Genomic DNA, 15,510 nt, shown 5'->3' with positions numbered 1-15,510 from the left:
AATGGCCGGATCTGACATCATTGATTCATTTCATGCCATGCCCCAGCCAATCCGTGTCGGTCTACTCCTGTTCCCCGGTTGCATGCCTGCCGGCCTGTTCGGATTTGCCGATCTGCTGCACGCCGCCAACCGTCGCAGGGGCCGGGTGCTGTTCCAGGCGACTTACGTCGCACTACAGGCGGGTCCGGTGACCTGTGCCCATGGCATCAGCCTCCAGGCACAGGCGGCGTTGGGCGAGACCGATCTGGATGCGGTCCTGGTTCCCGGCTTCTGGGCCGAATCGGCTGAACAGGTGAATGCGGTCGTTGCCGGGCAGGCCTTGTTGGTGAAGGCTCTGTCGAAAGGGCCCCGGGATCGCCAGCTTTGGGCTTACTGCACCGGCGTCTGCCTGCTGGCGGCGTGCGGCCGTCTGGACGGGCAGTACGCCACGGTGACCTGGTGGCTGGCGCAGGCGATGCAAGCGCGGTATCGCAAGGTGCGTTGGCAAAGCGAACGCAACTGCGTGTTCAACGAGCGCAACGCCACTGCGTCGGGGGTGAACGGCTATCTGCCGCTGGCGGAAAACCTGATCGAGAAAAGTCTCAGCCGCGATGCGCTGCGCGACATCACTCGGCTGATGGTGTTGCCGCGTCCGGCCGTCCCTCACGCGGCATTCCAGGGCATCGCGCTGATCCAGCAGCCCGACGGGTTGCTGCGGCGGTTGCATGGATTGGTGGAGCGAATGCCTGCGGAGCAGATCACGGTCAAGGCGCTGGCGGATCGGCTCGCGATGTCCGAGCGCACCCTCGCTCGGAAGGTCGGCGGCGAAACGGGCCAGACCGTCGCCGCCTACGCCCGTTGCATCAAGTTGAACCAGGTCGGCGAGCGCCTGACGCTGACGTCGTTGCCCCTTGCCAGTATTGGTGCCGAGCTGGGTTTCAGCAGCAGTTCCAATCTGCAACGGATGTTCAAGGCGTTGACGGGGCTGACGCCGGTGGAGTACCGGCGCCAGTTCGGGCGTGTGTGAGCCGGCAGATGGCTTAGCTGCGCGCCTCATCCGTCTCGTTTCGATGGTGTTCAGGCCAAGCATCGACGGGGTGGGCCCGGTCTTCGTTGAACATTTCCGTGAGCAGGGCGTTGGCGCGTCGGTAGGCGTCGTGGCGGAACTTGAGGTCGTCTTCCGGCTGGGCGACGATTTCCTCCAGCATCTGCAGGTTCAGGCGACGGAACTGATCCGCTCGCTCCCGCGCTTCGTACGCCCCGATGCCCATCTGTACCAGCGCCCGGCGGCCCAGCGACAATGCGCTCTCGAAGGTTTCCCGCTCGGCCACCTCCACGCCCATCTGGCGCAGGGTGATCAGGTGCCCCATGTCCCGCGCCCGTACGATCAGTTTCAGCGTGGGGAAGTGCTCCTGGACCAGCCGGGTCAGCGTCAGGTTGTCCTGCTGATCGTCAATCGCATTGATCAGCACAGCGGCCTGGGCCGCGCCGGCGGCGTGCAGCAGGTCGAGGCGCGTGGCGTCGCCGTAGAACACCTTCACGCCGAATTTGCGCAAGGTCTCGATGTTGTCGGGGTCGTGGTCCAGCACCACCACCTCGACGCCACAGGACATCAGCAGGCGTCCGGCGATCTGCCCGAAACGCCCGAACCCGGCAATGATGATGCGTGGGTTCTGCTGATCCACCAGGTCGGTTTCCTGGCGGCCCTTTTTGCTCGCCGATTCCAGTCGATCCAGCAGCAGGATCAGCAAGGGCGTCACGCACATGGACAGCGCCACCGCCAGGGTCAGGCTTTTGCCCCACTGGTCGGTCAGGATGCCGGCCAGCGTCGCGGCACCGAACACCACAAAGGCGAATTCGCTGCCCTGGCCGAGCAATACCGCCTGCCAGGAACGCTGGCCGGCGGGTACGTTCAGGAAGCGGCTGACAGCCCTGATCACCAACAGCTTGATCAGGATGAAGCCCAGGGTCAGCGTGATGACTTTCAGCGGGGCGTTGATCAGGGTGCCGAAATCGATCGACATGCCTACGCCGATGAAGAACAGGCCGAGCAGCAAACCTTTGAACGGTTCGATGTCGCTTTCCAGGGCATGCCGGTATTCGGAACTGGCCAGCAGCACCCCGGCGAGGAAGGCGCCCATGGCCATGGACAGGCCGGCTTCCTCCAGGAGAAAACCGAAGCCGAACACCAGGAACAGGGCGACGGCACTGAAAATCTCCCTCAGGCCCGAGCGTGCGGCGAAGCGCAGCAGCGGTCGTGTCACGTAGCGCCCCAGCAGCACGACGATGCCGATGGCTGCGACAATCTTGACGATCGACAGCACCAGGGCCGTGCCTGACGGCGTTTCACCGTGGGCCGACAGCAAGGGAATCATGGCGACCAGGGGAATGGCCGCAATGTCCTGGAACAGCAGGACGGCAAAGCTGCTGCGTCCTACGGCGGTGGCGGTCAGGTTGCGTTCGCTCATCGCCTGCATGGCAATCGCCGTGGAAGAAAGGCTCAGGGTCAGGCCGACCAACAAAGCGGCCGTCCAGTTCAGGTCCAGGACCATGCAGAAAGCCGCGATCGCTGCACCGCAGGCCAGCATCTGCAAGGCCCCGCCACCGAACACCATCCGGCGCAGTGCCCACAGCCGTTTGGGATCGAGCTCGAGCCCGATGATAAACAGCATCAGCACGACGCCGATTTCGGCGAACTCCAAAATGGCCTTCACGTCAGTGATGAGCTTGAGCCCCCAAGGGCCGATGACGCACCCGGCCAGCAGGTAGCCCAGCACCGGGCCCAGCCCCAACCTCACGGCAATCGGCACGATCAGCGCTGCCGAGCCCAGGTAGATGAGCAGTTCAATCAGGCTGTGCGTCTGCATATCAATCTTCCTTCCAGCAGGCCAGGCGGGCGCAGTAATGTTCGATTTGTGCGCGTTGGGTTTCGGAGTCGGCGGCGTAGGCACCGTGGACAACGACCGGGTCCAGCCAGCGCATATGGCAATAGACAGCCGTCGCGTGAAGGGGCTGGGCCAACACGGAAAACCCAGGATGAGCGCCGATCTGGAAATGATCCTGATTCCCGCCCGTCGTGACGGCCCACAGCAGCCCTTTGCCGCTGAGGGCCGTGGCGCCCCGGCCATAGGCCCAGCCATGGGTAAATACTTTGTCGATCCAGAGTTTCAGCAGGGGCGGCATGCTGTACCAGTACATCGGGTGCTGGAGCACGACCAGTTCTGCCTGCTCGACGGCGCGCTGCTCAGCGTCGACATCAATGTCAAAATTCGGGTACAGGTCGTAGAGGGACCGCACGGCCACGTCCGGGCGACCGGACACCCGCTCGAGCATCTGCTGGTTGACCCGCGACTGGTCGGGGTAGGGGTGGGCGTAAACGATCAGGATCATCGGTAGTTCCAGGGCGGTTCCGGGCCAGAAGGCCGCACATCCTACCGAGGAAGGCGCCGGATGTTTAGGCTTTGTTGGCCAGCCGGCCCGTAGCGCTCAGCTCAACGGCAACGATACCCTGGCCTCGAGGCCGCCATCACGGCGATTGCTCAGCGTCAACATCCCACCGTGCTCGAGCACGGTCGCCCGCGCCGCCGGCAGCCCGAGTCCGACCCCACCGGTATTCTTGTTGCGTGAGCCTTCGATCCGAAAGAATGGCGTAAAGACCTGATCGATGTATTCGGGGGCAATCCCCGGGCCCCGGTCCAGGATGCGAATCTCCACGCAATGGGCGTCCGTCTCGAGTGTGATGGACGCTTCGCCGCCGTATTTGATCGCGTTGTCGATCAGGTTGACCAAGGCGCGCTTGATACCGATGGGCCGGCCCATGTAGACGAGGCGGTGAGGACCCTGAAAGGACACCTCGGAGCCGGTATCCTTGAGGTCGTCGACGATGGTGTGCAGCAACTCGGCCAGATCGAACGCGGTGGCGTTCTCGAGCCGCGCATCATCACGGAAGAATTCCAGGGCCGAATTGACCATGGTCTGCATCTCATCCACGTCTCTGAACAATCGGGATTGTTGTTCGGGATCCTCGATGAACTCGCCGCGCAGGCGCATGCGGGTCAGGGGCGCACGCAAGTCATGGGAAATGGCGGCGAGCATTTGCGTGCGATCCTGCAGGAAGTGTTTGAGCTGGGCCTGCATGGCGTTGAAGGCGAGAATCGCCTGGCGGATTTCATAGGGGCCGATGACAGGAATGGGTGGCGCCTTGTGATCCATGCCAAAACGCCTGGCGCCTTCGGCGAAGCGCTCCAGTGGCGTGGCCAGGTATCGCGTGGCGACCAGCGCCACCATCAAGGTCGATAGCAGCATGAGGGCGATGGTGATCAGGTTGCGTTCCCATTCATCCAGCCCCCAACTGCGCGAGGGCAGGGAAAACAACACCCACGAATGATCGGCCAGCTCGATCATCGCGGCGTAGTGGCCGCCAGGTTGGTCGAAGGGCCAGTCACTGGGTTCATAGCCTTCCATTTTGGCGTCGGGCCTGCCCAACTGTTGGCGCATCAGAGCCACGCCTTCGCTGTATTCCGGGTCATTGACCACCGGTAAACGAGCGTCTTCATAGCGCTGTAGCCACTGCGCCTTGAAAATCGGGTCGCTGGCCGCGCTGGCGATGGCAGGCCTTTGTTCGGGTGCCACGGAGTCGATGATGCGGGTGATGGCGGCGATCTTTTCGATCAAACCGGTCTCCAACAGGGGAGGGCGGGCCCAGGCGCCGGCCAGTTGGCTGAACAGCGCGTTAAGGGCCAGCAACGTCAACATGGCGACCAGGGTGGTCAGGGCGATCCAGCGCGCCAGGGTATCCCTGGGGCGGGGAGTGGCTGGGTGTCCCGGTTTCATCGTTTCACCACGTGAGGACTGAAGAGATACCCGCTGTTGCGAACGGTGCGGATCATGGACGTGCCCGAAACATCCGTTTCCAGTTTGCGTCGCAATCGACTGACCTGGACGTCGATGCTGCGGTCGAACGCGTCGTAAGTCTCGCCGCGGGCCATGTCCAGCAGTTGCTGGCGGCTGAGTACCCGGCGTGGGTGTTGAGCAAAGACCAGCAACAGTTCGAACTCGCCGGTGGACAGCGGAATCATGACGTTTTCCGGCGAGCGTAGCTCGCGGCGGGTGATATCCAGTCGCCAATTCTCGAACTCCAGAACCGGGCTGGAGGAGTCGCTCAGCGCGCCGCGTGCTTCGCCGGTGCGCCTGAGCACGGCCCGCACCCGGGCCAGGAGTTCCCGCGCGTCGAAAGGCTTGGTCAGGTAATCGTCTGCTCCCAATTCCAGCCCAACGACCCGGTCACTCAACTCGCCCATGGCGGTCAGCATGATGATGCCGACCGTATGCGTGGCCCGCAGCTTCTGGCACAACACCAGGCCACTGTCGCCGGGGAGCATGACGTCCAGGATGATCAGGTCCGGCACCTGGCGTTGCACTGCCTGCCACAGGGCGGGACCGTCGGCGGCCACGTCCACGCTGTAGCCGTGTTGTTCGAGAAATTTGCGCAAGAGGGCGAGGACTTCAAGGTCATCGTCCACCAGTAGTAAGTGGCTCACGGTGGGCACGTCGGGTCATGAGTACAGGAAGCGATACTAGGTTCAATCCACGGCCTGCGTCATATATTTCAATCTGGAAATAAAGTTGCCGTCCGGCAATGTTCCGGAAATCTCCAGGCAAAAAAGCGGCGGCAGGATTGCCCACTGCCGGTCTGTTGAGCACACCACCAGCCATTGTGCGGGGTTTTCCTCCCCCTGACTGATCGGCATCGCCCATTCCTTGTCGAGATAGCCTGTATGTCGCTCACCGATCCCGCTTTGCCCCGCGTTCGATCCTCCCTGGTCATTGTGCTCGCGGCACTCGCCAGTGGCTGTGCCAGCACGCCCGCCGCGACACCAGGCAGTTGCGCCAGCGCCAGCTATACCGTTGCTGACCCAGCAGAGCCCGTCAACCGCGGCATCTTCGCTTTCAACCGCACTATCGACGACTACGCACTGACCCCCGTTGCCCGTGGTTATCGCAAGCTTCCGACCTTCATGCAGACCGGCGTGCACAACTTCGTGGCGAACTTCGGCGAGCCCAAGGTGTTTATGAACGACTTGCTGCAAGGCAACGCGCAACGTTCGGTCAACACCCTGGGCCGTTTCGTCATCAACTCGACAGCGGGTATCGTCGGGTTGATCGATGTATCGGGCAAACTGGGAATCGAGCGCCACGAGGCGGATTTCGGCCAGACTTTTGGTGTCTGGAACATCGCCGCCGGTCCGACCGTCGAGTTGCCGTTGCTGGGCACCGCCAACCTGAGGGATGCCACGGGCAAGGTGGTGAGCTTTGTCGTCGATCCGTTCGCAGGCGACAGCGACACTCTCGACACCCTGGGTACGATCGATACCGCGGGCGGCATCGTCGATGGTCGGGCAGAGGCGCTCCCGCTGACAGACGAGTTGCGCACCCAACCGGATTACTACGCCGCGCTGCGCGATGCGGTGGCGCAACAGCGCGCCGATTTCGTCGCGCAGGGCAAATTGGGTGCGATCACCCCGCAGTGCCAGGAAGGAGAAGGCGACGATGAATAACGATGCATTGATTTTGCGGCGACGCCTCAAGAGGCTCGGTCAAGAGGCGATGCAATGCCGCGAAGTCGAACTGCGACTGGCGGAGGATGGCCGCCATGTACTGCTCAGCCGTTACGTTGAACGCTACCGCCACGGTCAGGACAGTGGATGTGCCAGCCGGCATCACCGGGTGTCGTTGGCCCGCCTGATTCGCTGGATGACGGAGCATGGGGAGCAGGTGGGGGCTTAACCAGCCTCCATGTGCCGACCTTGCCAGTAGCCCAGTCGACTCGAAACATTTTTAAACATTTTCCCGCTAATAACAGTTGTACGATGTCATATGTAGTGTGTTCGACTGTCTCCGTTTCTTACAAAAAAAATAACGGAGACTCCATCCATGACGAGCATTCCTACCGTCGAAGGTCAGGCCGCAGCGTCCACGCAGAGCCGTTTCGTGCGCATCCTCAAGCTTCTGGGGCCTGGCATCATTGCCGTACTGTCCTGGCTGGGCGCAGGTGACCTGATCACCTCTTCCGTGGCCGGGGCCAATTACGGCTACGCCATGATGTGGGTGCTGGCGGTGTCCTTGTTGTTGCGATACCTGATCGTCAACATCATCGCGCGCTTCCAGCTGTGCAATAACCAGGGCATGACCATCCTGCAGGGCTATGCCCAGCTCAACCCGTTCTTCGCCTGGTTCCTGCTGGTGTACGCGTTGTTGATGGGGCACCTGATGAATGCCTACATGATCAAGGGCGCCGGCGAGGCCCTGGCCATGTTGCTGAAGATCGACCGTCCGCTGCTCTGCTCGGTGGCGGTGGTGCTGGCGGTGTGGTTGTTGGTCGGCCGCAATATCTATTCGATGATCGAAGGGGTGATGAAGGCGCTCTTGGCGATCATGACACTGGCATTTCTGGCGCTGGCTGTCATGTCCGGCCCGGATGTCGCCGGAATCGTCAGAGGCACCATCGGCTTCAGTATCCCACCTGATGAAGGTGTCCACGGTGCGTTGCTGGTGGCGGTTTCGGTCATCGGTGCGGTCGCCGGCTCCATCGCCAACTTCGTGCATCCCTATGTCATGCGCCAGAAGGGCTGGACAGGACCAGAACACAAGCGAATCCAGCGCAACGATCTGCTGTTTGCGGTGTTCGTCGGGATTGTCATCAACCTGGCGATCTGGATCGTCGGCGCGGAAATCCTGCGCCCCAATGGCATCGAGGTGAACACCCTGGGCGATTTGGGCAAGGCGCTGGAAATGTTCTTCGGCTCCATCGGCTGGTACGTGTTCTTCGTCGGCGTGTTCGCCACGTTGTTCGCCAGCATCTCGGGCAAGACCACGGCGTTCCCGATGCTCATCACCGACGCCTTCCAGCACGTGCGGCCCGAACGCCGGGAGCGTTACGGCAAAGAGTTCCACCGCGACCCGATGCACAAGTGGTTCATGCTGTTCATCCTGGTGACGCCATTGGTGTGGTCGTTGCCCGGCATGCCGGACTTCGTCACGCTGACCATCGGCGTCAACGCCTTGAATATCATCGGCTTGCCGGTCATCTCCCTGGGTCTGCTGATCATGTCCAACCAGAAATCTCTGCTGGGCAAGGAGTATCGCAACAACCTGTTCGAAAACATCGCCTTGGCCTTTGCGACGGGTCTGGCGTTGTGGGTTGCATTCCAGCTGGGCGTCGATCTGTTTACCTGAGGTCTGAGCGTTCTGGCCCGATCATCGCGACCGCCTGGCGGCGCGGTGATCGGATGCAGAAGGCCGTTCATCACACCGTCGAGGGCAGGAAAACAGCGCTGCTAGACTGCACGGACCCGATCCCCTTTCGGAGAACCCGGATGAATAACAAGAACAGGATCTGCCTCTGGTACGAATACGCTGCGCTGGACGCTGCCAGGTTTTACGCCGCGACGTTCCCGGACAGTACGGTCGACGCCGTGCATCACGCCCCGGGCGACTATCCGTCGGGCAAGGAGGGCGATGTACTGACCGTTGAATTCACAGTGATGGGCCTCCCTTGTATCGGGCTCAACGGCGGTCCGGTGTTCAAGCACAACGAGTCGTTCTCGTTTCAGGTCGCCACCGACGACCAGGCCGAAACGGACCGTTTGTGGAACGCCATTGTCGATAACGGCGGCCAGGAAAGTGCCTGCGGCTGGTGCAAGGATAAATGGGGGCTGTCGTGGCAGATCACGCCGCGAGTCCTGAGTAACGCGATCGCCAGCCCCGACCGGGCCGCCGCCAAGCGCGCGTTCGAAGCCATGATGCAGATGAGCAAGATCGACATTGCGACGATCGAGGCGGCGGTCAAAGGCTGACACGCCCGGCACATCGCCGAACCTGTGGGAGCGGGCTTGCTCGCGAAAGCGATGGATCAGCTGATATTGATGTTGACTGATACACCGCTTTCGCGAGCAAGCCCGCTCCCACATAGGACCTGTGGCACCCCCAGCATCCGGGCATATTGCTAGTCCTGTGCGAGCCTGCTCGCGATGGCGCCACCGCTGGCCTGCGCCGAACCACTTACACCCCAGCGGCTTCAGGCACTTTAGCGATCACCTTGATCTCGAACTGAAACCCATACAACCAGGTCACGCCAACCGCCGTCACCGTCGGGTGCGGCGCGCTGCCCCAGAACTCAGGCACCACTTCCCATATCGTCTCGAATGTCGACTGTGGATCGACCATGAAAACGGTCACGTCCACCACATCGTCAAAGGTGCAACCGGCGGCTGCCAGGATCGCGTTCAGGTTGTTGAAGGCACGCCGGACCTGGGCTTGCAGGTCGGCTTCCGGCGAACCGTCTTCCAGGCTGCCCACCTGTCCCGACACGAACAGAAACCCATTGGAACGCACGGCCGGAGAGTAGCGGTTGCGCTCGTAAAGCGCCTGGCGTCCTGGGGGGAAAACGACGTCACGCTGTGTCATAAATACCTCCATCAAAAAGGTCGGAACTGACCCGAAATCAACGATGAAGACACTCTAGGGGCTTGTGTCCGGACGATAAACGGGCAAGCTTGGCGAACACTGTTTGTGAAATCCAAACAATCCGATCGATACGTGGGGCAGCATGGACCGGTTTGATGCAATGCGCGCCTTCGCACGCGTGGTGGAAGCGGGCAGCTTTACCAAGGCCGCGGAAACGCTGCACATGAGCAAGACTACCGTGACCCAACTGGTGCAACAGTTGGAGGCGCGGTTGCGGGTCAAGTTGCTCAACCGCACCACGCGCAAAGTCAATGTCACCGCTCAGGGGGCTGTCTATTACGAGCGGGTGCTTCGTCTGCTGGCCGACATGGACGATGCCGAAACCAGCCTGTCCGGCGCCCAGGCATTGCCCCGGGGCCGTTTGCGAGTCGATGTCCCAAGCCCGCTGGCGGCCTTGATCCTGATACCGGCCTTGCCGGCGTTCTACGAGCGATACCCGGACATCCAGATCGACCTGGGTGTCAGCGATCGCATCGTCGACATCATCGACGAGAACGTCGACTGCGTGGTGCGAGGCGGCGAGTTGGCCGATCAATCGCTGATCGCCCGGCGTATCGGCGATCTCGCCCTGGGTGTCTACGCGGCGCCGAGCTACCTGGCGCGCCTTGGCATGCCAGCACATCCGCGCGAACTCGAAGGCTCCCCGCATCGCATCGTCGCGTTCCTCTGGGCACGCACCGGCAGGCCCGTGCCGTATGCGCTGTACAACGACAACGAACGTCTCTACATCAATGGGCGCTATGCCCTGGCGGTCGACGACGGCAACGCTTACCTAGCGGCGGGGCTGGCGGGGCTGGGTGTGCTGTGGCTACCCAAGTACATGTCCAGGCCCCACGAAGCGACAGGCGACTTGGTGCCGCTTTTCGAAACATGGCGTATCGAACCGATGCCGCTCTACGTAGCCTATCCTCCGAACCGGCACATCAGTGCGCGGTTGAGAGTCTTCATCGAGTGGGTTGCCGAGTTGATGGCGCAGCATGCGCCGGTTGCAGGTCCATAGCACTCCACAGCTTCATTACGCATCACTTTCAATGCTCGAGGGAACCGGATGATCGCCGAAGGATGGGTTGTTCTGCTGGACTACGTCACCTATTTGCTACCAGGCCTCGGGCTCTTCGGTGTCTGGCTCGGTTTGACGCCGAAGTCCTTGCCGGGCCTGCGTATCCTGATACTGATGTTGGCATTCGTGCTGATGCGAGACGCGATGACGCCTTTGCACATGTGGTCCCTCGACGAACACTTGCAAATCGGCTTCCTGGACAACCCGTTCGTGCTGGCGACGTTGGGCGTTGCATCGCTGGCGTTGGTCGTGCTGATCGCCCACTTGTTTCCAGAGCTTTGGCAACTGGTCATCTTCTTCAAGGGCAATCGATGGGGTGGCCTGGCGGTAGGTATTGTCGCGGGATGTGCGATTGGCTGGCCGTTGCGGCTTTATCAGGATTCCGAAGCGATCCTGATCCCCGATTACCGGACATGGTTGTTCGGCATGGCGGTGCTGGCGTATGGCGCCAACGCGCTGGAGGAGGTGCTGTTCCGTGGCTTCCTGCAGGGTTACCTCGAACAGCACGTCAGCGCGCTGCGGGCGGCATTGATCAGCGCGACGGCGTTCTCGGCCTGCCACGGTTTCCTGGCCCTGAGCGTTACCCAACTTGGCTGGCCTGTTTTGCTCTTCACCTTGATTGAAGGCCTGGCATGCGGTCTTGTTCGCATGCGCTACGGCGTAGTGGCGTCGACCGCCACCCATGGGACGGCGATATTGCTGATCGCCGTGCCAATGGTGGGGCATTCGTGAACTAAACCAAGAGCAGGGCAAGGCGGTCGAAGGTAGATGTCGCAAATGCGTGCTACAGAGGAGAGCCAACATGGACCGATTCATTGGCGGTTGCCTGTGCGGCAGCGTCCGCATCGAAGCCTCGGGCCGCCCTTACCGGGTGGGCCTTTGTCACTGCCTCGACTGTCGCAAGCATCACGGGGCGTTGTTCTTTGCGGCTGCGGTGTTTCCTCAGGACGCGGTGAAAATCGAGGGCGAGACGCGGGATTACGCCGGACGGCATTTTTGCCCGCAATGCGGCTCCTCCGTGTTCGCCCGTACCGATGACGAAGTCGAGGTGAACCTGGGGATCCTGGATGCGCCCAACCAGTTGATGCCGACCTACGAATGCTGGACGGTGCGTCGCGAAGCCTGGTTGCCGCCGTTTCCGTTTGCGCGCCATTACGTGAGTGATCGTGAAGGCGAAGGGAGAGTCGAGGAGTAGAGGAAGACTTGAGCCAGTCGGCGCGTTGCGCACGCTGATACGTTTGGGGGGATCGGGCGATTCGTTTATCTCCCGATCCCCCCAAAGCCCTTCCTGTGAAGGGCTCGTGTGGACAATGACTTGCCTTATTCCTGGAGGAATTTCAGCAGGTCCTGGTTGAGACGGTCCTTGTGCGTTTCGGTCAAGCCATGGGGTGCACCTGGGTAGACGATCAACCGAGCGCCCTTGATCAGCGCAGCCGAAGCCCGGCCGGCGGCATCGATCGGCACGATCTGATCGTCGTCGCCATGGATCACCAGGGTCGGCACGTCAAACTTCTTCAGGTCGCCGCGGAAGTCGGTGGCCGAAAACGCCGCGATGGAGTCATAAGTGTTCTTGGCACCACCCAGCATGCCCTGTGCCCAGAAGGACTGGATCAGCCCTTGTGATGGCTTGGCGCCCTTGCGGTTGTAGCCATAGAACGGTCCCGAGGCGGTGTCCAGGTACAGCTGCGAACGGTTCTCCAGGGATGCCTTGCGCAGGCCGTCGAACACTGTGATCGGCAGGCCGCCGGGGTTGGTGTCGGTCTTGAGCATCAACGGTGGAACCGAGGACACCAGTACGGCTTTCCTCACCCGCGCGGTCCCGTGACGACCGATGTAGCGAGCCACTTCACCGCCTCCCGTCGAGAAGCCCACCAGCGTCACGTTCTTGAGATCCAGCGCCTCGATCACTGCTGCCAGATCGTCGGCGTAGTGATCCATGTCATTGCCTTCCCACGGCTGGCTGGAGCGACCGTGACCGCGACGGTCGTGGGCCACGACCCGGTAGCCTTTGGAGGCGAGGAACATCATTTGCGCTTCCCAGCTGTCGGAGTCCAGCGGCCAGCCGTGGCTGAAAGTGACGACCTGGCCGTTTCGTGGGCCCCAATCCTTGTAGTACAGCTGTACGCCATCCTTGGTGGTGATGTAGCTGGCGGACTGGATCACGCTGCCAACGGCGGACACGGCCGCGCCGGTCTGGACAGGTGTCGCGGCTTCAGCGCCGAGGGCGGCGAGGGCGAGTGTGGCGATAGCCAGGGTGCGGTTGAAGGTGTTCATCGGTTCTCTCTCCATAAGGGTGGTTTGAACGGCTGCGACCGTCATCGATCGCGTTGGTGGGCAGATTAGAGAGAGAGGCGGACGCCGAGAACTGCATGGTATCGATAGCTACTATGGGAAAATCGGATAGCTGCGTTTCGCTTCGGTTGCGTGCGAATGGTTGAGCGGATAACGGCCTTGTGACGAGGAGATAAACCCCCTGGCCACACACTGTTTCTCCGCAAATTTTTATAAAGACGCTCAGTATTTATGGACGATGCCCAGCCGACCCATGATTTCCAACGCATTCACCAGGCTCAGGCCGTTCATGGGCAGGCAGGCAAACGCCTGGTGCTCATCGAAATGGGTGCCGATGGCCAGCAGTTTCAGGTCATGCTCGTCCAACTGAGTATTGAAGTACTGAAGAATCGCTCGCTCCCAGTCGTTGGCGCTGTTGACGGCGGCGATGGTTTTCGCATCAGGAACCGCGATCTCGATGCCCAACTGCTGTAGCGGCGCCAGGGCATTTACCGCATGGACGCCACAGGATGCCCATTCCTTCCATTCGAACTCAGCCAACTGATTGGCCTGGATGAGCGCGGACTCGACTTGCGTCCAGGCCCAATCCCATTGCGCGGTCGGGGCCGGGATGGCTTGAATGAGCCTTTGCGCCTGCGCCTCGTCGAACAGGCAATCGAACAGGTCGGCCAGCGTATCGGCCAGATCGGGGCGCGGCCCTTGATCCTGAGTGTTCAGATCCTGGCTCAAGCGCTGCCAGAGGCTGTCCAGCTCGCTCCAGTCTTCTTCATCCATGTCGTCATCGATCACCTGTGCCTTGTGGCCGCGCTGATAATTATCCAGCCGCGTCTTGCGAACCTGTACCGCGCCGTCGGCGAAGCTGACTTCGTAGCTGGTGTGATCCAGATAATTGGTCTGAAACAGGATGCGGTCCGTAAATACGTCGTGGACAAGACTTTCTTCAGCGTCGAAATACGCCGCACCTTCGAGTGCGCCGTGAGCGGTGGTGATGCGTTGAAAAGACAGCAGATCGATTGGGTTCATAAGGGTGGGATCGTCTGGGGAAGGGTGGAGATGTATGCCGGGGCAGGCACGCCGTGATCCGATCTGCGCAGATCCTACACCAAGGCGCCAGGGTTGCTGAATGCCTGGCTTGCGAAGACAAAGTCCGACGGTTCGAACCGCTCGCGGGTGTCCATGCGTACGTTTCGCAGGCCCACGGTTTCCCGGTGTGAGGCGTACAGCGGCTCGGCAAAATAACTGATCAACAGGGAGCGCCGCCGTGCGCCAAGGGCGTTCAGACTGCCTGCATGCACCACGTCCACATTGAACACCAGAATGTCACCGGCGCAGCCCGCAATCTGTACGGAGCGTGACTCGTCAGGGAAGTCGAATTCGGGTTCGCCAGGTCCGGGGCGATGGCTGCCTGGAACGAGACGAGTCGCGCCGTTCCAAGGGCCATAATCATCGAGAAAAGCCAGGGCGGCCGCGACGTCGCCGGGCCGCTGGGCCGACAAGTCCCGGTGCAACGGTTGGTGACCGCCACCGGCCAGCGGCTCTCGTCCCTCCACCTGCGAGAGGAAAAACCGCTCAGCGATCAACTCACCTGCCGCCGCCAGCACCTGGGGCAAACGACACACCGCCTGAACCGTCGCCGCATCGTCCAGCATCGAATAACGCCAATCCATATTGCGCGGCACCGGCCACTGCTCCGATGGCTTCACCCCAGCCTCGAACACGGCCCGCAGCTCATCCAGCCAATCGGTCGGGATCGCCTGACGAAGCAGTACGTAACCATCGCGCTGGAGCTGTTCGCGGCCGGTCATGATTGTCTCGACTTCCGTGTGAGGGTTTCGGCAAGGCTAGCCTTCAAACCCGAGCCGGGCCACCCGCACGGCAAATCCAACATCACCGCACGCACCAGGGGACAATTGCGCGGTGTGACAGTTATCATCAGGCCCCCATCCGGAAAAGGACTTCACCGATGAAGCGTCTATTCGCCTGTACCCTCCTTGCACTGGCGGTCGTCGGCTATGTCAACGCCGAAGAAAGCACTTTCGAAGAAACCAACCAATGCACGCAAGACATCGACTGCCAAGGTGACTTGATCTGCAAGAACGGCCTGTGCGATCTGCCCACGCCCCAGCAAAGCCCCGCCGCAAAGCCCGCCGCCACCCCGAAAGTAGCCCCTCCGGCGCCTCCGGGCGTTGCCTACGAACCCTTGCCCGTCGACACCGAGCGCGCAGGGCCTTTCACGACCCAACCCCTGGAGACGGGAACCGCGCTGAATTACCAGGCGCGCGCAGGCTTGATGAACGTCATGGAGTCAATCGTCGAGCAGCCTGAGTACACGGGTTATGTGGCGATTGAAAGGGTCTACACGTTTGGCCCGAGTCGCTATGTGGTGGTCCTTTCCACCGGGGAAGGCGGCAATGCTTGCCCAGCGTCTACTTATGTTTTCAGTTTTGATGCCAAGGCTGAGCGGGTGGATGGGACGAAGGCGGTGGATGGGTGTTCTGAGGCGGTTGACGTGATGGCGCGGGGGAATGAATTGAGGGTCAAGAAGGAGGGGGGTGAGGTTGTTGTCTATAACGGGGTGGTTGAGTAGGTTGAGTTAGTAGGGACTTCTCTTACCGTTCTCTTCGTTCCGTAAAGTGGCAACCAGACCGAGCCGC

18 protein-coding genes are annotated in these 15,510 nt (G+C 61.4%); 9 read left to right on the top strand and 9 right to left on the bottom strand.

Features of this window, described 5'->3' with window-relative positions; translation table 11 throughout:
- Nucleotides 1-37: 37 nt before the first annotated feature.
- On the top strand, nt 38-1,006 hold the full coding sequence (locus LCU97_RS21460; RefSeq protein WP_232777708.1) for a GlxA family transcriptional regulator: 969 nt from the start codon (nt 38-40) through the stop codon (nt 1,004-1,006).
- Nucleotides 1,007-1,019: 13 nt separating this feature from the next.
- On the opposite strand, the gene kefC is transcribed toward LCU97_RS21460, so the two are convergent.
- From kefC to LCU97_RS21435, 5 genes are all read right to left on the bottom strand, one after another.
- Entirely contained in the window at nt 1,020-2,846 is a 1,827-nt protein-coding gene (gene kefC, locus LCU97_RS21455; protein ID WP_232777707.1) for a glutathione-regulated potassium-efflux system protein KefC, read from the bottom strand.
- A gap of 1 nt (nt 2,847) precedes the next feature.
- Nucleotides 2,848-3,369, bottom strand: coding sequence for a glutathione-regulated potassium-efflux system oxidoreductase KefF (gene kefF / locus LCU97_RS21450; RefSeq protein WP_053157663.1), 522 nt, complete (start codon nt 3,367-3,369; stop codon nt 2,848-2,850).
- A 96-nt stretch (nt 3,370-3,465) separates the two neighbouring features.
- On the bottom strand, nt 3,466-4,812 hold the full coding sequence (locus tag LCU97_RS21445) for an ATP-binding protein (RefSeq protein WP_232777706.1): 1,347 nt from the start codon (nt 4,810-4,812) through the stop codon (nt 3,466-3,468).
- Entirely contained in the window at nt 4,809-5,519 is a 711-nt protein-coding gene (locus LCU97_RS21440; RefSeq protein WP_053158849.1) for a response regulator, read from the bottom strand. Before LCU97_RS21440 ends, LCU97_RS21445 begins: the two co-directional genes overlap by 4 nt.
- A gap of 42 nt (nt 5,520-5,561) precedes the next feature.
- On the bottom strand, nt 5,562-5,729 hold the full coding sequence (locus LCU97_RS21435) for a hypothetical protein (protein ID WP_232777705.1): 168 nt from the start codon (nt 5,727-5,729) through the stop codon (nt 5,562-5,564).
- A gap of 27 nt (nt 5,730-5,756) precedes the next feature.
- On the opposite strand from LCU97_RS21435, the gene LCU97_RS21430 reads away from it, so the two are divergent.
- The 4 genes from LCU97_RS21430 (at nt 5,757) to LCU97_RS21415 (ending at nt 8,834) form a co-directional block, all read left to right on the top strand.
- Nucleotides 5,757-6,536, top strand: coding sequence for an MlaA family lipoprotein (locus tag LCU97_RS21430; protein WP_232777704.1), 780 nt, complete (start codon nt 5,757-5,759; stop codon nt 6,534-6,536).
- Nucleotides 6,529-6,765 carry a hypothetical protein gene (locus tag LCU97_RS21425; RefSeq protein WP_232777703.1) on the top strand — a complete coding sequence of 79 codons (237 nt, stop codon included), beginning with the start codon at nt 6,529-6,531 and terminating at the stop codon, nt 6,763-6,765. Before LCU97_RS21430 ends, LCU97_RS21425 begins: the two co-directional genes overlap by 8 nt.
- Before the next feature lie 147 nt (nt 6,766-6,912).
- Entirely contained in the window at nt 6,913-8,214 is a 1,302-nt protein-coding gene (locus tag LCU97_RS21420) for an Nramp family divalent metal transporter (protein ID WP_053157651.1), read from the top strand.
- 140 nt (nt 8,215-8,354) lie between these two features.
- Complete coding sequence (locus LCU97_RS21415) at nt 8,355-8,834, top strand: VOC family protein (RefSeq protein WP_232777702.1); 480 nt, start codon at nt 8,355-8,357, stop codon at nt 8,832-8,834.
- A gap of 205 nt (nt 8,835-9,039) precedes the next feature.
- Here LCU97_RS21415 and LCU97_RS21410 read toward each other — a convergent pair whose 3' ends face one another.
- Nucleotides 9,040-9,444, bottom strand: a complete 405-nt coding sequence (locus tag LCU97_RS21410; protein WP_053157645.1) for a RidA family protein — start codon at nt 9,442-9,444, stop codon at nt 9,040-9,042.
- A gap of 142 nt (nt 9,445-9,586) precedes the next feature.
- On the opposite strand from LCU97_RS21410, the gene LCU97_RS21405 reads away from it, so the two are divergent.
- The 3 genes from LCU97_RS21405 (at nt 9,587) to LCU97_RS21395 (ending at nt 11,759) form a co-directional block, all read left to right on the top strand.
- Nucleotides 9,587-10,504, top strand: coding sequence for a LysR family transcriptional regulator (locus LCU97_RS21405; RefSeq protein WP_232777701.1), 918 nt, complete (start codon nt 9,587-9,589; stop codon nt 10,502-10,504).
- Nucleotides 10,505-10,552: 48 nt separating this feature from the next.
- Nucleotides 10,553-11,296: a CPBP family intramembrane glutamic endopeptidase gene (locus LCU97_RS21400; protein WP_232777700.1), complete on the top strand. Its 744-nt coding sequence runs from the start codon at nt 10,553-10,555 to the stop codon at nt 11,294-11,296.
- 70 nt (nt 11,297-11,366) lie between these two features.
- Nucleotides 11,367-11,759, top strand: coding sequence for a GFA family protein (locus tag LCU97_RS21395; protein ID WP_053157637.1), 393 nt, complete (start codon nt 11,367-11,369; stop codon nt 11,757-11,759).
- A gap of 125 nt (nt 11,760-11,884) precedes the next feature.
- Here the strand turns inward: LCU97_RS21395 and LCU97_RS21390 are convergent, their stop codons facing one another.
- The 3 genes from LCU97_RS21390 to LCU97_RS21380 form a co-directional block, all read right to left on the bottom strand.
- Nucleotides 11,885-12,838 (bottom strand): alpha/beta fold hydrolase, encoded by a 954-nt coding sequence (locus LCU97_RS21390; protein ID WP_053157634.1) that lies wholly within the window; start codon nt 12,836-12,838, stop codon nt 11,885-11,887.
- Nucleotides 12,839-13,078: 240 nt separating this feature from the next.
- Nucleotides 13,079-13,879: a hypothetical protein gene (locus LCU97_RS21385; RefSeq protein WP_232777699.1), complete on the bottom strand. Its 801-nt coding sequence runs from the start codon at nt 13,877-13,879 to the stop codon at nt 13,079-13,081.
- A gap of 74 nt (nt 13,880-13,953) precedes the next feature.
- Nucleotides 13,954-14,661 carry a phytanoyl-CoA dioxygenase family protein gene (locus LCU97_RS21380; protein ID WP_232777698.1) on the bottom strand — a complete coding sequence of 236 codons (708 nt, stop codon included), beginning with the start codon at nt 14,659-14,661 and terminating at the stop codon, nt 13,954-13,956.
- 158 nt (nt 14,662-14,819) lie between these two features.
- Between LCU97_RS21380 and LCU97_RS21375 the strand changes: the two genes are divergently transcribed.
- The gene (locus tag LCU97_RS21375) at nt 14,820-15,443 is read left to right on the top strand and encodes a hypothetical protein (protein ID WP_232777697.1); all 624 of its coding nucleotides are present in this window, start codon (nt 14,820-14,822) and stop codon (nt 15,441-15,443) included.
- Nucleotides 15,444-15,510: the final 67 nt, after the last annotated feature.

The sequence above is a fragment of the Pseudomonas uvaldensis genome (assembly GCF_021271205.1).
Taxonomy (GTDB): Bacteria; Pseudomonadota; Gammaproteobacteria; order Pseudomonadales; family Pseudomonadaceae; genus Aquipseudomonas; species Aquipseudomonas uvaldensis.
Note: the sequence above shows the minus strand (reverse complement) of the source record. Positions and strands in the feature narration are given on the sequence as shown.

Coding starts and splice junctions, on each gene's coding strand:
- LCU97_RS21460 (WP_232777708.1), top strand. CDS start 38: ATGCCCCAGCCAATCCGTGTCGGTCTACTCCTGTTCCCCGGTTGCATG.
- kefC (WP_232777707.1), bottom strand. CDS start 2,846: ATGCAGACGCACAGCCTGATTGAACTGCTCATCTACCTGGGCTCGGCA.
- kefF (WP_053157663.1), bottom strand. CDS start 3,369: ATGATCCTGATCGTTTACGCCCACCCCTACCCCGACCAGTCGCGGGTC.
- LCU97_RS21445 (WP_232777706.1), bottom strand. CDS start 4,812: ATGAAACCGGGACACCCAGCCACTCCCCGCCCCAGGGATACCCTGGCG.
- LCU97_RS21435 (WP_232777705.1), bottom strand. CDS start 5,729: ATGCCGATCAGTCAGGGGGAGGAAAACCCCGCACAATGGCTGGTGGTG.
- LCU97_RS21430 (WP_232777704.1), top strand. CDS start 5,757: ATGTCGCTCACCGATCCCGCTTTGCCCCGCGTTCGATCCTCCCTGGTC.
- LCU97_RS21425 (WP_232777703.1), top strand. CDS start 6,529: ATGAATAACGATGCATTGATTTTGCGGCGACGCCTCAAGAGGCTCGGT.
- LCU97_RS21420 (WP_053157651.1), top strand. CDS start 6,913: ATGACGAGCATTCCTACCGTCGAAGGTCAGGCCGCAGCGTCCACGCAG.
- LCU97_RS21415 (WP_232777702.1), top strand. CDS start 8,355: ATGAATAACAAGAACAGGATCTGCCTCTGGTACGAATACGCTGCGCTG.
- LCU97_RS21410 (WP_053157645.1), bottom strand. CDS start 9,444: ATGACACAGCGTGACGTCGTTTTCCCCCCAGGACGCCAGGCGCTTTAC.
- LCU97_RS21405 (WP_232777701.1), top strand. CDS start 9,587: ATGGACCGGTTTGATGCAATGCGCGCCTTCGCACGCGTGGTGGAAGCG.
- LCU97_RS21400 (WP_232777700.1), top strand. CDS start 10,553: ATGATCGCCGAAGGATGGGTTGTTCTGCTGGACTACGTCACCTATTTG.
- LCU97_RS21395 (WP_053157637.1), top strand. CDS start 11,367: ATGGACCGATTCATTGGCGGTTGCCTGTGCGGCAGCGTCCGCATCGAA.
- LCU97_RS21390 (WP_053157634.1), bottom strand. CDS start 12,838: ATGAACACCTTCAACCGCACCCTGGCTATCGCCACACTCGCCCTCGCC.
- LCU97_RS21385 (WP_232777699.1), bottom strand. CDS start 13,879: ATGAACCCAATCGATCTGCTGTCTTTTCAACGCATCACCACCGCTCAC.
- LCU97_RS21380 (WP_232777698.1), bottom strand. CDS start 14,661: ATGACCGGCCGCGAACAGCTCCAGCGCGATGGTTACGTACTGCTTCGT.
- LCU97_RS21375 (WP_232777697.1), top strand. CDS start 14,820: ATGAAGCGTCTATTCGCCTGTACCCTCCTTGCACTGGCGGTCGTCGGC.